Below are 13,965 nucleotides of genomic sequence, written 5' to 3'. Positions count from 1 at the left end.
TGCTATTATATGGCTACGGCAAATAAAAATTTATCAGAATACGATAAAGCAACAATCCCAAACGCGAGTAACTTTCGGTTTGGGATTGTTGTTTCAGAATGGAACGATACCATTACTGAAGGACTTTATAAAGGGGCTTACGATGCGCTAATTGATAATGGTGTAGATGCCCAAAATATCATTCGTTGGGATGTGCCAGGGAGTTTTGAGTTGATCTATGGATGCAAAAAAATGCAAGAGCAGATGGTTAATGCTGTTATTGCTATTGGAAGCGTTATTCAAGGGGAAACCAAACACTTCGACTTCGTATGCGAAGGGGTAACTCAAGGGATTAAAGATCTTAATGTTTTACATGAAACGCCTGTTATTTTCTGTGTACTTACCGATAATAACATGCAGCAATCTATAGAGCGCTCCGGCGGAATTCATGGTAACAAAGGAACAGAAGCTGCTATTGCGGCTATTAAAATGGCGAAATTACGTCAAGATCACTAAGCACCTTACTAAAAGTATTTTTCAAGCCTATTGGTTTGTAACTTCAGTAGTTTGATTTTAATGATTTTAGAATGAGGTCATGCCCTTCACTTATGTGCTGTTGTTAACAATTTTTAGCATTGCAGTTCATATTATCTGTCTATTTTTAAGTACTTTTGAAGGATAACGGTATCCTTATTTTGTTTAAACAACGCAAACATAAAACGTTCAACTATCAGCCTAGGTTTTCAAAAGAAAATCAAGGCGATTTGTCTGATTCTAAAGACGCTGATGCGTCGCGTGATTTTGTTTCAAAATGGCGCAAATCCAGTGGCTCTAAGCCTAAAATGCGTGGGGCAATGTCCACGAAAATATTAGTTTTAATCTTGGTATTATTATTGATTTGTATGTACATATTAGATAAAAAATACCTCTAAACTAAAAACTCATGGGAATTTTAAAGACACGTAAGAATAAAAAATTTAGCTACACCCCGCGTTATTACGATAATAAAGGAGAGGATGGGAGTCCGTTTGAAATTAAACATAAGTTCGATGATTACCGAAAAACCGTTGGTGATAATAAAGGCTTAAAAGCTAAGTTTGTTGATGCTTTAGACGATTTAAAAAACAATCGCGATAAAGAAGTTAACAGACGCCTTATCATTATCATTGCCATTTTAGTTTTAATATTTTTATTCATCATCGAATTCGATTTATCTATTTTCTTTTCAAAATAATTTATGGCAGACATTATACAGCTTTTACCCGATCATGTTGCAAACCAAATTGCCGCAGGAGAAGTTGTACAACGCCCAGCTTCAGTAGTCAAGGAACTTCTTGAAAATGCCATTGATGCTGGTGCAGATACGATAAAACTTATTATTAAAGATGCAGGAAAAACGCTCGTTCAAGTTATCGACAACGGTAAAGGCATGAGTCCTACCGATGCACGACTGAGCTTTGAGCGTCATGCGACTTCTAAAATCAAAAGCGCAGAAGATTTATTTCAACTGCATACTAAAGGGTTTCGTGGTGAAGCACTTGCTAGTATCGCGGCCATCGCACATGTAGAATTAAAAACCAAACAAGCATCCAACGATGTAGGAAACACACTGGTTATTGAAGGTAGTCACGTCGTTTCACAAGATGTTGTGGTGACACCTACTGGAACTTCGGTTGCTGTTAAAAACTTGTTTTTTAATATTCCGGCTCGACGTAATTTTTTAAAGTCTGACACGGTGGAGTTACGCCATGTTGTCGATGAATTTTATCGTGTAGCCCTCGCACATCCTAGTATTAGTTTTGTGATGTATAATAATGGGAGCGAATCCTTTAATTTGCCTATTAGCAACTACCGCCAACGTATTGTCAACATATTTGGTAATAAAACCAATGAAAAATTGGTTCCTGTTGATGAAGATACCGAAGTGCTTAAAATATCAGGGTTTGTAGGAAAACCTGAATTCGCTAAAAAAAGTAGAGGCGAGCAGTATTTTTTTGTGAACGATCGTTTTATTAAAAGCGCTTATCTAAACCATGCCATTGCCTCAGCTTTTGAAGGTTTGTTAAAACCAGGCATGCATGCCAGTTACTTTTTAAATTTACAGGTAGACCCACAGTCTATTGATATTAATATTCATCCCACAAAAACGGAGATCAAATTTGATGATGAGCATACACTTTATGCCATTTTAAGAGCCGCTGTAAAACACAGTCTAGGGCAATTTAATATTGCGCCGGTTCTTGATTTTGAAAGAGATCCTAATTTAGATACACCTTATAATTACAAAGAAACCGTAATAAGTACGCCAAAGGTTGAAGTGGATAGAAGTTTCAATCCCTTTAATGATGCGTCACAACCTTCGGTGTCTAGTACGCAGCGCTCAAGCCATACCTCGTCGTTTAGTCGTCAAGAGGGGCATAAAAGCTCATCCGATTGGGAAGGCTTGTATGTAGGACTGGAATCCAAAAGTAATGAGAGTGAAGTCGATTTTAGCGAAGTGGAATTTGAGAGTGAAGAAGAAACACTGTCAATTTTTAATGGCGATCATCAGGTTGAACAAACCCACACGACCTATCAGTTACACAATAAATACATTGTAAGTACGATAAAGTCAGGCATGTTAATTATCGATCAATTTCGAGCGCATCAACGTGTTTTGTATGAGGAGTTTTTAAGAAACATGACGAGTAGAGAAGGGGTAAGTCAGCAATTATTATTTCCATTACAGCTCCATTTTTCGCCTCAAGATATCGACATTGTCAACCAACTAAAAGCCGATTTAGAACATACTGGATTTGTGTTTTCTAACGTTGATGAAGAATTGGTTGAAATTACGGGTGTTCCTGTTAACGTTCCTGAAAGCGAAGTGTCTATCATATTAGAACAGCTTATTAGCGATGTAGAACACGAAGTGCCTGATAGTAACTTTAGTGCTACCGATTTATTAGCGAAATCCATGGCAAAAAGTTTAGCCATAAAAACGGGACAGTCTTTACAAAAAGACGAGCAAGAACATTTAGTTAACAAGCTTTTTGCTTGTAAAGATCCCAATGTTTCGCCCGGTAATCGTGTTACTTTTGTAACGATGAGTGTCGATGAGTTAGACAAAAAGTTTATATAATATTATACTAAAATTATTGGTTGTCTATTTAGATGTTATCACTTTTGTAACAGCCAGTACTTTTAATAACTAAGATTTTAAATTATGATGAGGATTTCTGAAACGGTAAAGCATTTAATAATCATAAACGTGATTATGTTTCTAGGAACCAAGTTTATTGGTCAGGGAAATTTGTTTTACGAATGGTTTGCTATGTATTTTCCCAAAAATGATGCCTTTCAACCATGGCAGATTTTTACACATATGTTTATGCATGGTAGCGTGACACATATTTTGTTTAATATGTTTGCGCTTTGGATGTTTGGAACCCCGGTAGAGCAGGTTTTAGGTTCTAAAAAGTTTCTTTTTATTTACCTTTCTGCAGGATTGGGAGCCGTCTTACTGCAAGTAGGCTTTTATTATTTTCAATATATTCCCAATTACAATGCTTTGATAGCGTCTGGTCTTTCTCCAGAAAACATTAAAAGTGCGCTTGTTTCTGGTCAAGCTAGCGGCGTGTCTCAAGCACAGTTGGAGTCATTAAAAGCGGTGTTTTCAGCGTATAACGCCAGTATGGTTGGTGCGTCGGGTTGTATTATGGGTATTATGGCCGCTTTTGGTATGATGAACCCAGAGGCTAAACTCATGATGATATTTTTGCCTATCCCAATAAAAGCGAAGTATTTTATTCCAGGTATTATTATTTTAGATCTTATTTCAGGACTCACAGGACAATCATTTTTTAGTCCGAGTAATACCGCATACATGGCACACGTTGGTGGTGCATTAACAGGCTTTTTTATAATGTGGTACTGGAAAAAAAATCAGTTTAACCAAAACCGTTGGTATTAATGAATACCTTAGTAGACGACATAAAATATAAGCTTTCTAACCTAAACGTGTTAGAGAAAATTATAGCCATTAATGTGGTGGTCTTTGTATTGTCTTTATTACTTAAACCTTTTTTAGTTTGGTTTGAACTTCCTAGTCAATTTTTCGAGTTTATTGCAGTACCGTGGACGATAATGACCTATGCTTTTTTGCATTACGATTTTATTCACCTGCTGTTTAATATGTTATGGCTCTACTTTTTAGGCCGTATGTTTTTAAACTTGTTTAACCCCAAACTGGCTTTAAACGTTTATTTTTTAGGTGCTATTTCTGGTGGTTTTTTGTTTGTGGTTTGTTACAGCTTGTTACCTACTGTTTTTAAAGGGAACCCAACTTTGGTCGGGGCCTCTGGTGCGGTACGCGCCCTTTTAATTTTCCTTTGTGCATATATGCCTAAGCAAGAAGTGCGTTTGTTTGTTTTTAATATCAAATTATGGCATGTCGGGGCGGTTATCGTTGCTTTAGATGTTCTAGGACTTTTTGGAGCCAATTCGGGCGGTAGTTTAGCGCATTTAGGTGGATCGCTATTGGGTTATGCTTATGCACAACAACTACTAAAAGGAAATGATATCGGAAAAGGTTTCGAAAGTATGGCCGATACTGTTTCTGGCTGGTTTAAAAGTTCTAAAAAAGGGCCTTTAAAAACGGTTCATAAAAATAAAAGTAAAATTGGTGGCTATTCCAAATCTGATTTTAATGCCTTTAATAACCAAAAGAAAATTGATGTTATTTTAGATAAAATTAGCAAAAGTGGTTATGAGAGTTTAACTGCTGAAGAGAAAGAATTTTTATTTAGAGCTGAAAAATAATCAGATGAAAAACTTAAGTTTTATAAATAAAATCATCTATTTCATCAATGTGATTTTTGCTGTATTGCTTTTGTCGTCTTTCATTTTACCTTATTTGCCTCCCAAAACTTTTGCCGTGCTAGCGGTGCTTAATCTTGGTGTTAGCTTCCTTATTGGTATTAATTTTCTGTTTGTGTTATACTGGCTGATCAAATTAAAACGCCAGTGTTTTATGTCAATGATCATTCTGCTTTTAGGGTATTTTTTATACGGTTCCTTATATCGATTTTCATCTACTACAGAAGTAGAGAGCCCTGGAAACATTAAAATCATGAATTATAATGTGCGGCTCTTTGATTTGTATGATTGGATTCCTGAAGATAATACATCAGATAATATTGTCGCTTTTATTAAAAAAGAATCTCCTGATATTATTTGTATAGAAGAATTTCATCCGCGTGAAAACCTGGATTTTTCTTTTTATGATTATCAGTATAAAAAAATAGCAGGAAAAAAGGTTAAACATGGTCAAGCCATTTTTTCAAAATTTCCAATAATAAATTCGGGCTCTTTAGGATTTCCAAATACCTCTAACAATGCTATTTTTGCTGATATTGTGAAGGGTATAGATACTTTTCGTGTTTATAATGTGCATTTAGAATCTATGCATATCAATACTCAAGTGGATAGTTTACGCAAAGAAACTTCCGAAAAACTTCTAAAGCGGGTAGGCACGAGTTTTAAAATGCAACAATCTCAGGCCGAATTGATTTTAGAACATCAAAAACAATGTCACTATAAAGTGGTTATTTGTGGTGATTTTAATAATACGGCCTTTTCGTATGTGTACCGAACGATTAAAGGGGATTTAAATGATACTTTTGATGAGGCTGGAAATGGTTTCGGACGTAGTTATGATTTTCGATTTTTCCCCATTCGAATCGATTTTATTTTAACCGATAAAGCCTTTAAAATTAATGGTTTTAAGAACTACGATGTGCATTATTCCGATCATTATCCCATTATGGCGACTTTGAGTTTGGAGGAGTAGATTTTAGGCTCAGTCACAGTTTACAGTTTACAGTTTTGAAAATCTAGTTTTAGAATTTAATACTTTTCTCTCTGTGCGTCTCTGTGAAACTCCGCGCATCTTTGTGTAGCAATTTTTAGTTTCAGCAGATGTAAAATTGTTACATTAAAGCACAATCAACAGCATCGGAAATGATGTGAATGACTAAGCCCAAACCTATTAAGCGGGTTTTCTTCGGAAGAAGTAAAAGCACATAAACGACTATAGCATAATAGGAGTGAAGCGGATGAAAATTAATACTACAGCGATTTGGTTCAAAAATAGGGGTGGCTAAGAGATGGTCTAAGTCGATAAGCATCCCACAAATCATGATGATATAAGCCATTTTCCATTGTGGTTTATACCAAATGAGTGCTACGGCAAGTGGTAGTAAAAAATGACAACCGTAATGTATAAAAGGCTGAATCATTTAGGTGTTATAACAGTCTGTGATTCTAAATAATTTAATGCGTTTGGACCTTCATTAAAAAGTAAATCTAAAATACTCAAATTAGGAATAAAACCATGTTTGTCGGCAAAAACCTGGGTGTATGTTTCAAGCTCTTGAGGGATTTCTTTTTTAGCATGCACTAAGAACCGAAAGTCTTCATGCTGCTCTTCAACAGGGTGGTAAACCTCCGTTTTAGTCGTATTTAAATAGAGTTGTAAACAGTCTGAAATAACCTCTAAACACTTAAGGTTATGGTCTAAAATGAACTCCGATTTTGTAGTGAATAAAGGCTGAAGTTCATCTTCATAATATTCAAAAAAGGGCGAAGTACGATAGGCCGATAAAAGGGATTTCCAATGTAGACTTTGCCAGTTTTCTTCATTAAAAATGCGGACATCTTTGTAGAGCTGACGATTTTTTTGGCTGTGTATCACCGGGATGTTCAAGGTGAGTTTTCCGTTAGCTCCGTAAATGTAAGTACGATTTCTATAGGTTTGTTTTAGGAAATTATCGGCAGTTTCAAAAACGACAAGATCGGTATTGGCCATGGCTACGCACTGCGCGATATTCGGAAAATATGTTGGGTGAATGAGTACAGACATGGCTTATAAAATACAGTTATGATGCTGAATCAGTGCAGCAGCATCATAACCGAAGGTCATTTTAGCTATTTAATTTTTTATGATTACGCCATTTGCTAAATCCGAACCAACCTAAAAGTAGGATAAGGAAAGGAATTAAATAAGAGGTCGCTTTTCCTTCACCGCAAACGGTTGTAAAGAAACGCTCCCATCTTGGTTTCGAACCGTCCCAGCTCATCCAAATAAACACCGGTTTTCCTACCACGTGATCGAAAGGAACAAAGCCCCAAGCTCGAGCATCAATAGAGTTGTGGCGGTTATCACCCATCATCCAATAGTAATTTTGCTTGAAGGTATAATTTGTAGCGACTTCACCATTAATTAAAATCTGATTGCCTTGAACTTTCAAATCGTTTCCTTCATACTCCGTGATAACACGTTTGTAAAGTGGTAAGTTTTCTACAGTTATAGCGATGCTTTTGCCTTGCTCCGGAATGTATAGCGGACCGAAAAAATCTACATTCCAGTTGTACGCAGGATCATGAGGGAATATATTCGGGTCTCTTAATCCTTTTTCCTGAATGTTAGGCGTAATACTAGCCACATTTGGGTTGTTTTTAAACTTCGCTAAGGCTTCATCTGAAATGGCTGAGAAATAATAGGTGTTTTCATTGTTTATAATGCCAAAACCATCGGTAATATCATAGCGTTCTTTTAAGTAAGCTGGATTAAACTGATTGGTTTTAGGTTGTACAAAATAACTGAATTGTAAGTGTGCACGATCAGGTAATTCATTTTTCTTACCGTTAATATAAACAAACCCATTGCGTACTTCTAAAGTGTCACCAGCTACACCAACACAACGTTTTACCAAATTGGTTTTTTTATCGATAGGTTTGTAGTAGTTTCTGTCTGGTTTGAATTTATTCATGTCCAACAAGGTATCGGCTGGTTGATTGAACACAACAATGTCGTTACGTTCAATATCTTCAAAACCTGGAAACCTTAGATAAGGCAGTTGAAACTTATTTTTAAATGACGTTTTACGATCTTCGTAATGATCGTCAAATAAATACGATTTTGATCCAATAACAGGAATGGTATCATGAACCATAGGAGCGGCTACCGTTGTCATAGGCACACGAGCTCCGTAGTGAAATTTACTAACAAACAGAAAGTCACCAACTAATAAAGATTTCTCTAAAGAGGACGAAGGAATAGTAAAAGGTTGAATAATATACGTGTGAACTATAGTTGCAGCAACAATAGCAAACAAAATAGAGCTAATCCAATCGCCTGATCCTGTTTTAGGTGTAAGGCTTCGGTTTTCTATATAGTTAACATCGGCAACATAGTTTAAATAGTAGTTATAAAAACCTAGCGAAATAACAGCTAAAAAGGTGTCTACGGTTTGGTTCTTGCCAAAACTTCTAGCGGTTTCTACCCAAATCACCGGGAACATAATGAGGTTTACAATAGGTAAGAATAGCAAAATAACCCACCACACAGGTCGGTTAATGATTTTCATTAAAACGATGCCATTGTAAATAGGTACAAAAGCCTCCCAAGCTTGTCTTCCTGCTTTAATGTATAATTTCCAGGTGCCTAAGCCGTGAATAACCTGAATAATTAAGATGAAAATAAACCACTGTGTTAATGTCATAATCTAAATGTTTTTATTTTATGTAGGTAGATGTCGCTTGCTTTATGTTACAGGATGAGAAGTGATTAACTTATGTTTAACACGTCTTTCATAGTGAATACACCAGATTTTCCGAAAATCCATTCAGCGGCAACGACAGCGCCTAAAGCAAAACCTTGACGTGTGTGAGCCACATGCTCTATGTTTATAGTGTCTACCTCACTTTCGTAAGTTACGGTATGCGTTCCTGGAACATCTTCAATACGTTTTGCTACAATAGGAATGGTTGTTTCGTCGCCTTCATCAAGTTTCCATTGGCTATAGTTCGCATTCTGTTCAATCACATCGTTTGCCAATGAAATAGCTGTTCCGCTAGGAGCATCAAGCTTTTGAGTATGATGAATTTCTTCCATAGACACATTATACTGCTTTAAAGAACTCATCATTTTAGCTAGGGTCTTATTCAGTTCGAAAAAGATATTCACACCTAAACTGTAGTTAGACGCATAGATGAAAGCACCCTTTTTTTCTTCACATAAAGCTACGGCTTCATCATAGCGGTCTAGCCAACCTGTTGTTCCAGAAATCACAGGAACGTTATTGTTTAAACAATTAGAAATATTGTTAAAGGCTACATTAGGGATGCTAAAATCAATGGCGACATCTGCTTTTGTAATATCATAATCGCTGTCGTTTTTATCTATGGTTAAAACGATTTCATGCCCACGACTAATCGCGATTTGCTCAATTGTTTTTCCCATTTTTCCGTATCCTAAAAGTGCTATTTTCATGTGTTATATTATTTATTAGACATCACAGTGGATGCATATTGGCCTAAATCGTCTCCTTTAAACAGGTGTGTTTTTGGCCTTTTTCATATTAAAAATTAAAATTAAGGGTAAGTCCGAGGTTACTAGACGCATCAAATTCGTTTATTCTATAATGTGGCGCTAACGACAAGTTTTCGTCAATATTATATTGCATGAGGTGTGCGTCTACGTTAGCATCTATGATATTTAAAGCGTATAAACCGAGGGTAACTAAAAGTGATATCTCTTTGTTACGACGGTAGAATTTTTGTCCGCGTTCCAGACCATCGTCGGTTACTGTTGGGGTTGTTAATTTATTGCCGTTGCCGTCATAGTAAAACTCATCGTTTGTAAAACCTGCTAATCTACTTTTATAGGCGTCGCGGTAACGGTGGTACTCTTTATTATTATCGACGTAAAAGTAGATTCCAGTACCTATGGCTCCCCAAACAATTGGGATTTTCCAGTACTTTTTATTGTAAGCTTGTCCTAAACCAGGAAGTATGGCCGAATAAAATGCAGCTTTGGCAGGAGCGAGAGGATTAATAGGGGCTCTAATTTCTACAATAGAATCGGTTGCAATAATTTTAGGGGCTTCCGATTTTTTTTTGGTAGGTTCTTTTATAGCTGTGTCTTTTTCTTCCTGAGCTTGTAATATTGAAAAACAGCACAAAAAAAGGAAAGCACAAACTAATAGAGATTTATTTGGAATCACCTTGAACTAATTTTTTAATGCGGTTAAAATCTTCTTCGGAATGAAACGGAATAGTGATTTTTCCTTTACCATTTCTTGAGACTTTAACGTCAATTTTATGTCCAAAGTATTCTGAAAAGGCCTTAACCCCAGTTTTTACGAAATCTGGCATGCCATCTTTGTTGACAGGTTTTGCGGCTGGTGTTTCAGTTTGTTCGGAAGTATTATAATCTCGAACCAATTGTTCTGTTTCTCGAACAGACAGTTTATTGGCTAGAATTTTTTCGTAAATATCGAGTTGAATGTTTTGATCTTCAACTGTAATTAAAGCACGACCATGACCCATGGAAAGAAAACCATCGCGCATGCCCGTTTGAATAATAGGATCTAATTTTAAAAGACGTAAATAGTTAGCAATGGTAGAACGCTTTTTTCCAACACGCTCACTCATTTGCTCTTGCGTTAAGTTAATCTCATCGATTAAACGTTGGTATGACAAGGCAATTTCTATCGGGTCTAAATCTTGGCGTTGAATATTTTCAACTAAAGCCATTTCTAAAGATTCCTGGTCGTTTGCAATTCTTACATAGGCAGGAATGGTTTCTAAACCTAATAATTTAGAAGCTCTAAAACGACGTTCACCCGACACCAATTGGTAGGCGTTTCTATCTAATTTTCTAACCGTTATCGGTTGAATAATCCCTAGTTCTTTTATCGAAGACGCTAATTCACGTAATGACTCTTCGCTAAAATTGGTTCTAGGCTGGAATGGGTTGACTTCAATAAAATCGATGTCTAATTCCACTATATTACCAACAACTTTATCTGCGTTTTTATCTTGTGCCGATTGTATATCGTTACTAGGATCGTTTAAAAGAGCAGATAAACCTCTTCCTAAAGCCTGTTTTTTTGTTGCCTTAGCCATAATTTTTTAAGAGTTTTTATTGATAATTTCCTTTGCTAAACTTAAGTAATTTGTAGCACCTTTACTGCCAGCGTCATAATTAATGATGCTTTCGCCGTAACTAGGTGCCTCACTTAAACGTACATTTCTTTGAATGATGGTTTGGAAAACCATATCGTTGAAATGTTTTTGAACTTCTTCTACCACCTGGTTCGATAATCGTAAACGAGCATCGTACATGGTGAGTAAAAGGCCTTCGATATCTAATTCTGAATTGTGTATTTTTTGAACACTTTTTATCGTGTTTAAAAGTTTGCCTAAACCTTCCAATGCAAAATACTCACACTGAATTGGAATAATAACCGAATCTGCAGCAGTAAGCGCATTTAAGGTTAATAAACCTAGGGAAGGCGCGCAATCAATTAAGATATAATCGTAATCTTCTCTAATGTTTTGTAGCGCATTTTTCAGCATGTATTCACGCTGATCTTTATCTACAAGTTCGATTTCGATGGCTACCAAATCAATGTGTGCGGGAATAATGTCTAAATTGGGCGTTTCGGTTTTTACAACGGCATCTTTCGCAATATTTGAGTGCTCAAGAAGTTGATAAGTACCGATTTCAACGGTTTCTACGTTTATACCAATTCCAGACGTGGCGTTTGCCTGAGGGTCTGCATCAATTAATAATACTTTTTTTTCAAGCACGCCTAATGAAGCTGCTAAATTTATAGAAGTCGTTGTTTTACCTACGCCTCCTTTTTGATTAGCGATCGCTATGATTTTACCCATAAAGTGATTTGGTTTTATTAGCGCCAAAAATACGATTATTTAATTAGGAATAAAAATTGAACTTATTAACAAATTGTAAGTAGAATTCGCGCTTTTTTTTGAATAATTAAAGGCTAATCAATTAAAATATTTAAAATATTTATGGCTGCATCACTAATTTTAGTGCCTGGACCAAAAACAGCTACAGTGCCTGCTTCAAATAAAAACGGGTAATCTAGCTTTGGTACCACCCCACCTACAATAACCATGATGTCATCGCGGCCATATTTTTTTAAGGCGTCAATAACTTGAGGTACGAGGGTTTTGTGTCCAGCAGCTAAGGATGAAATTCCTAAAATATGCACATCATTTTCAACGGCTTGTTTGGCGGCTTCCTCTGGAGTTTGGAATAAAGGGCCAATATCCACATCAAAACCTATATCGGCGTAAGCTGTGGCAACAACTCTTGCGCCGCGATCATGACCGTCTTGACCTATTTTAGCAATCATAATACGCGGGCGTCTGCCGTCCTGTTCTGCAAACTTGTCGGCTAATTTTTGTGCCTCTAAAAATGATACGTCGTTATTTATGGCTTTGCTATACACGCCTGAAAATGATTTTGTTTCTGCTTTATGTCGGCCGAAAACACTTTCTAAAGCGTCGCTTATTTCGCCTAAAGTGGCTCTAGCTTTACTGGCTTCAATCGCCAAGGCTAGTAAGTTTGAAGTTTTCGGTTTTTCCGAGTTTACTGAAAATTTTGCAGCTTCCGTTAATTGGGATAGGGCGGTTTCTACTTTTTCAGAATTTCTTTCAGCTTTTATTTTTTTTAACCGCTCAATTTGGGCCTCACGTACCATGTGGTTATCTACTTCTAAAGTAGAAATAGGCGTGTCCACTTTTGGTTGGTATTGGTTCACTCCAACAATAATATCTTGTTGCGAATCGATGCGTGCTTGCTTTTTTGCAGCGGCTTCTTGAATCCTAATCTTTGGAATTCCGGCTTCAATAGCCTTGGTCATACCACCTAGCGCTTCAATTTCTTCAATATGTTGCCAAGCTTTTTCGGCAATATCATGGGTTAGCTTTTCAACAAAGTAACTACCAGCCCAAGGATCAACTGTTTTGGTAATTTGTGTTTCTTCTTGAAGAAATAACTGGGTATTTCTAGCTATTCGGGCCGAAAAATCGGTGGGTAAGGCCATAGCCTCATCCAAGGCGTTGGTATGTAAACTTTGTGTGCCTCCAAAAACTGTTGATGCCGCTTCAATTGTGGTTCTTGTAACATTATTAAACGGGTCTTGCTCGGTTAAACTCCAACCCGAAGTCTGACAATGCGTGCGAAGCATGAGTGATTTTGGGTTTTTCGGATTGAAAGGTTTCATCAATTTGGCCCACAACATTCTTGCGGCTCGCATTTTGGCTATTTCCATGAAATGGTTTAAGCCAATACCCCAAAAGAAGGATAATCGCGGCGCGAAATCATCAATATTCATACCAGTAGCCAAGCCTGTTCTTACATATTCTAAACCATCGGCTAGGGTGTAAGCCAGTTCGATATCGCAGGTGGCCCCAGCCTCTTGCATGTGGTAACCAGAAATGCTAATGCTGTTAAATTTAGGCATGTGTTTACTGGTGTACTCAAAAATATCTGAAATGATTTTCATGGAAGGTTCCGGCGGATAGATGTACGTGTTACGCACCATAAATTCCTTGAGAATATCATTTTGAATGGTGCCTTCTAATGCATTTAAAGCCACGCCTTGCTCTTGAGCGGCTACAATATAGAAGGCTAAAATGGGTAAAACAGCCCCATTCATAGTCATAGAAACCGATATTTTATCCAAAGGAATTTGGTCGAAAAGGCGCTTCATGTCTTCAACCGTATCAATGGCGACACCTGCCTTGCCAACATCTCCAATGACGCGTTCATGATCGGAGTCGTAACCGCGGTGTGTCGCTAAATCAAAAGCTACAGATAGTCCTTTTTGTCCCGCTTTTAAGTTTCGTAAGTAAAAAGCATTACTTTCTTCTGCTGTAGAAAATCCAGCGTATTGCCTGATAGTCCAAGGTTTATGGACGTACATAGTGCTGTAAGGTCCACGAAGATATGGGGAGAGGCCAGCGGCGAAATTTAATTCTAATGATTCAACGTCCGTTTTGGTATATTGAGATTTTAGAGGAATGCCTTCAGGGGTATTAAAAGTATCGTTTGCGCCTTTTGTGTCGCTAGATACTTTTCTGTTTATGGTAATATGTTGAAGGTTTTTTCTCAAAACGGTGCTGTTA

Annotated in this window: 14 protein-coding genes; 6 read left to right on the top strand and 8 right to left on the bottom strand. The window is 37.0% G+C overall.

Annotation, left to right across the window (positions count from 1 at the left end; all coding sequences use genetic code 11):
• The first annotated feature begins 9 nt into the window (after window positions 1–9).
• From ribH to A6I66_RS13640, 6 genes are all read left to right on the top strand, one after another.
• Entirely contained in the window at window positions 10–495 is a 486-nt protein-coding gene (ribH, locus tag A6I66_RS13665; RefSeq protein ID WP_067150448.1) for a 6,7-dimethyl-8-ribityllumazine synthase, read from the top strand.
• A 427-nt stretch (window positions 496–922) separates the two neighbouring features.
• Window positions 923–1,213 (top strand): riboflavin synthase subunit beta, encoded by a 291-nt coding sequence (locus A6I66_RS13660; RefSeq protein ID WP_067150445.1) that lies wholly within the window; start codon window positions 923–925, stop codon window positions 1,211–1,213.
• 3 nt (window positions 1,214–1,216) lie between these two features.
• Complete coding sequence (mutL, locus tag A6I66_RS13655) at window positions 1,217–3,100, top strand: DNA mismatch repair endonuclease MutL (RefSeq protein WP_067150442.1); 1,884 nt, start codon at window positions 1,217–1,219, stop codon at window positions 3,098–3,100.
• An 84-nt stretch (window positions 3,101–3,184) separates the two neighbouring features.
• On the top strand, window positions 3,185–3,931 hold the full coding sequence (locus tag A6I66_RS13650) for a rhomboid family intramembrane serine protease (protein WP_067150439.1): 747 nt from the start codon (window positions 3,185–3,187) through the stop codon (window positions 3,929–3,931).
• The gene (locus A6I66_RS13645; RefSeq protein WP_067150436.1) at window positions 3,931–4,779 is read left to right on the top strand and encodes a rhomboid family protein; all 849 of its coding nucleotides are present in this window, start codon (window positions 3,931–3,933) and stop codon (window positions 4,777–4,779) included. Before A6I66_RS13650 ends, A6I66_RS13645 begins: the two co-directional genes overlap by 1 nt.
• Window positions 4,780–4,990: 211 nt before the next feature.
• The gene (locus A6I66_RS13640) at window positions 4,991–5,809 is read left to right on the top strand and encodes an endonuclease/exonuclease/phosphatase family protein (protein WP_245683461.1); all 819 of its coding nucleotides are present in this window, start codon (window positions 4,991–4,993) and stop codon (window positions 5,807–5,809) included.
• Window positions 5,810–5,948: 139 nt separating this feature from the next.
• On the opposite strand, the gene A6I66_RS13635 is transcribed toward A6I66_RS13640, so the two are convergent.
• The 8 genes from A6I66_RS13635 to scpA all read right to left on the bottom strand — a co-directional run bounded on the left by A6I66_RS13635 (window position 5,949) and on the right by scpA (window position 13,952).
• Window positions 5,949–6,257, bottom strand: coding sequence for a DUF6122 family protein (locus A6I66_RS13635; protein WP_067150430.1), 309 nt, complete (start codon window positions 6,255–6,257; stop codon window positions 5,949–5,951).
• Window positions 6,254–6,880: a WbqC family protein gene (locus tag A6I66_RS13630; RefSeq protein WP_067150427.1), complete on the bottom strand. Its 627-nt coding sequence runs from the start codon at window positions 6,878–6,880 to the stop codon at window positions 6,254–6,256. The genes A6I66_RS13635 and A6I66_RS13630 overlap by 4 nt, the downstream gene beginning before the upstream one ends.
• A 61-nt stretch (window positions 6,881–6,941) precedes the next feature.
• Entirely contained in the window at window positions 6,942–8,522 is a 1,581-nt protein-coding gene (gene lepB / locus A6I66_RS13625; RefSeq protein ID WP_067150425.1) for a signal peptidase I, read from the bottom strand.
• Window positions 8,523–8,587: 65 nt separating this feature from the next.
• Entirely contained in the window at window positions 8,588–9,292 is a 705-nt protein-coding gene (dapB, locus tag A6I66_RS13620; RefSeq protein WP_067150422.1) for a 4-hydroxy-tetrahydrodipicolinate reductase, read from the bottom strand.
• Window positions 9,293–9,380: 88 nt separating this feature from the next.
• A complete protein-coding gene (locus A6I66_RS13615; protein ID WP_067150565.1) occupies window positions 9,381–10,022 on the bottom strand; it encodes a DUF5683 domain-containing protein in 642 nt (213 codons plus the stop codon).
• Window positions 10,012–10,929 (bottom strand): ParB/RepB/Spo0J family partition protein, encoded by a 918-nt coding sequence (locus tag A6I66_RS13610; RefSeq protein ID WP_067150419.1) that lies wholly within the window; start codon window positions 10,927–10,929, stop codon window positions 10,012–10,014. The genes A6I66_RS13615 and A6I66_RS13610 overlap by 11 nt, the downstream gene beginning before the upstream one ends.
• Before the next feature lie 6 nt (window positions 10,930–10,935).
• Window positions 10,936–11,700, bottom strand: coding sequence for a ParA family protein (locus tag A6I66_RS13605; RefSeq protein ID WP_067150415.1), 765 nt, complete (start codon window positions 11,698–11,700; stop codon window positions 10,936–10,938).
• Window positions 11,701–11,813: 113 nt separating this feature from the next.
• Window positions 11,814–13,952 (bottom strand): methylmalonyl-CoA mutase, encoded by a 2,139-nt coding sequence (gene scpA, locus A6I66_RS13600; RefSeq protein ID WP_067150410.1) that lies wholly within the window; start codon window positions 13,950–13,952, stop codon window positions 11,814–11,816.
• Window positions 13,953–13,965: the final 13 nt, after the last annotated feature.

It is taken from the genome of Pseudotamlana agarivorans (assembly GCF_001642835.1).
In the GTDB taxonomy this organism is placed as follows: Bacteria; Bacteroidota; Bacteroidia; order Flavobacteriales; family Flavobacteriaceae; genus Pseudotamlana; species Pseudotamlana agarivorans.
The sequence above is the reverse complement of the archived record's forward strand: the minus strand, read 5'-3'. Positions and strand labels throughout refer to the sequence as shown.

What these genes read in the sequence shown, in the direction of transcription:
- ribH (WP_067150448.1), top strand. Translation starts at nt 10, where the DNA reads ATGGCTACGGCAAATAAAAATTTATCAGAATACGATAAAGCAACAATC.
- A6I66_RS13660 (WP_067150445.1), top strand. Translation starts at nt 923, where the DNA reads ATGGGAATTTTAAAGACACGTAAGAATAAAAAATTTAGCTACACCCCG.
- mutL (WP_067150442.1), top strand. Translation starts at nt 1,217, where the DNA reads ATGGCAGACATTATACAGCTTTTACCCGATCATGTTGCAAACCAAATT.
- A6I66_RS13650 (WP_067150439.1), top strand. Translation starts at nt 3,185, where the DNA reads ATGATGAGGATTTCTGAAACGGTAAAGCATTTAATAATCATAAACGTG.
- A6I66_RS13645 (WP_067150436.1), top strand. Translation starts at nt 3,931, where the DNA reads ATGAATACCTTAGTAGACGACATAAAATATAAGCTTTCTAACCTAAAC.
- A6I66_RS13640 (WP_245683461.1), top strand. Translation starts at nt 4,991, where the DNA reads ATGTCAATGATCATTCTGCTTTTAGGGTATTTTTTATACGGTTCCTTA.
- A6I66_RS13635 (WP_067150430.1), bottom strand. Translation starts at nt 6,257, where the DNA reads ATGATTCAGCCTTTTATACATTACGGTTGTCATTTTTTACTACCACTT.
- A6I66_RS13630 (WP_067150427.1), bottom strand. Translation starts at nt 6,880, where the DNA reads ATGTCTGTACTCATTCACCCAACATATTTTCCGAATATCGCGCAGTGC.
- lepB (WP_067150425.1), bottom strand. Translation starts at nt 8,522, where the DNA reads ATGACATTAACACAGTGGTTTATTTTCATCTTAATTATTCAGGTTATT.
- dapB (WP_067150422.1), bottom strand. Translation starts at nt 9,292, where the DNA reads ATGAAAATAGCACTTTTAGGATACGGAAAAATGGGAAAAACAATTGAG.
- A6I66_RS13610 (WP_067150419.1), bottom strand. Translation starts at nt 10,929, where the DNA reads ATGGCTAAGGCAACAAAAAAACAGGCTTTAGGAAGAGGTTTATCTGCT.
- A6I66_RS13605 (WP_067150415.1), bottom strand. Translation starts at nt 11,700, where the DNA reads ATGGGTAAAATCATAGCGATCGCTAATCAAAAAGGAGGCGTAGGTAAA.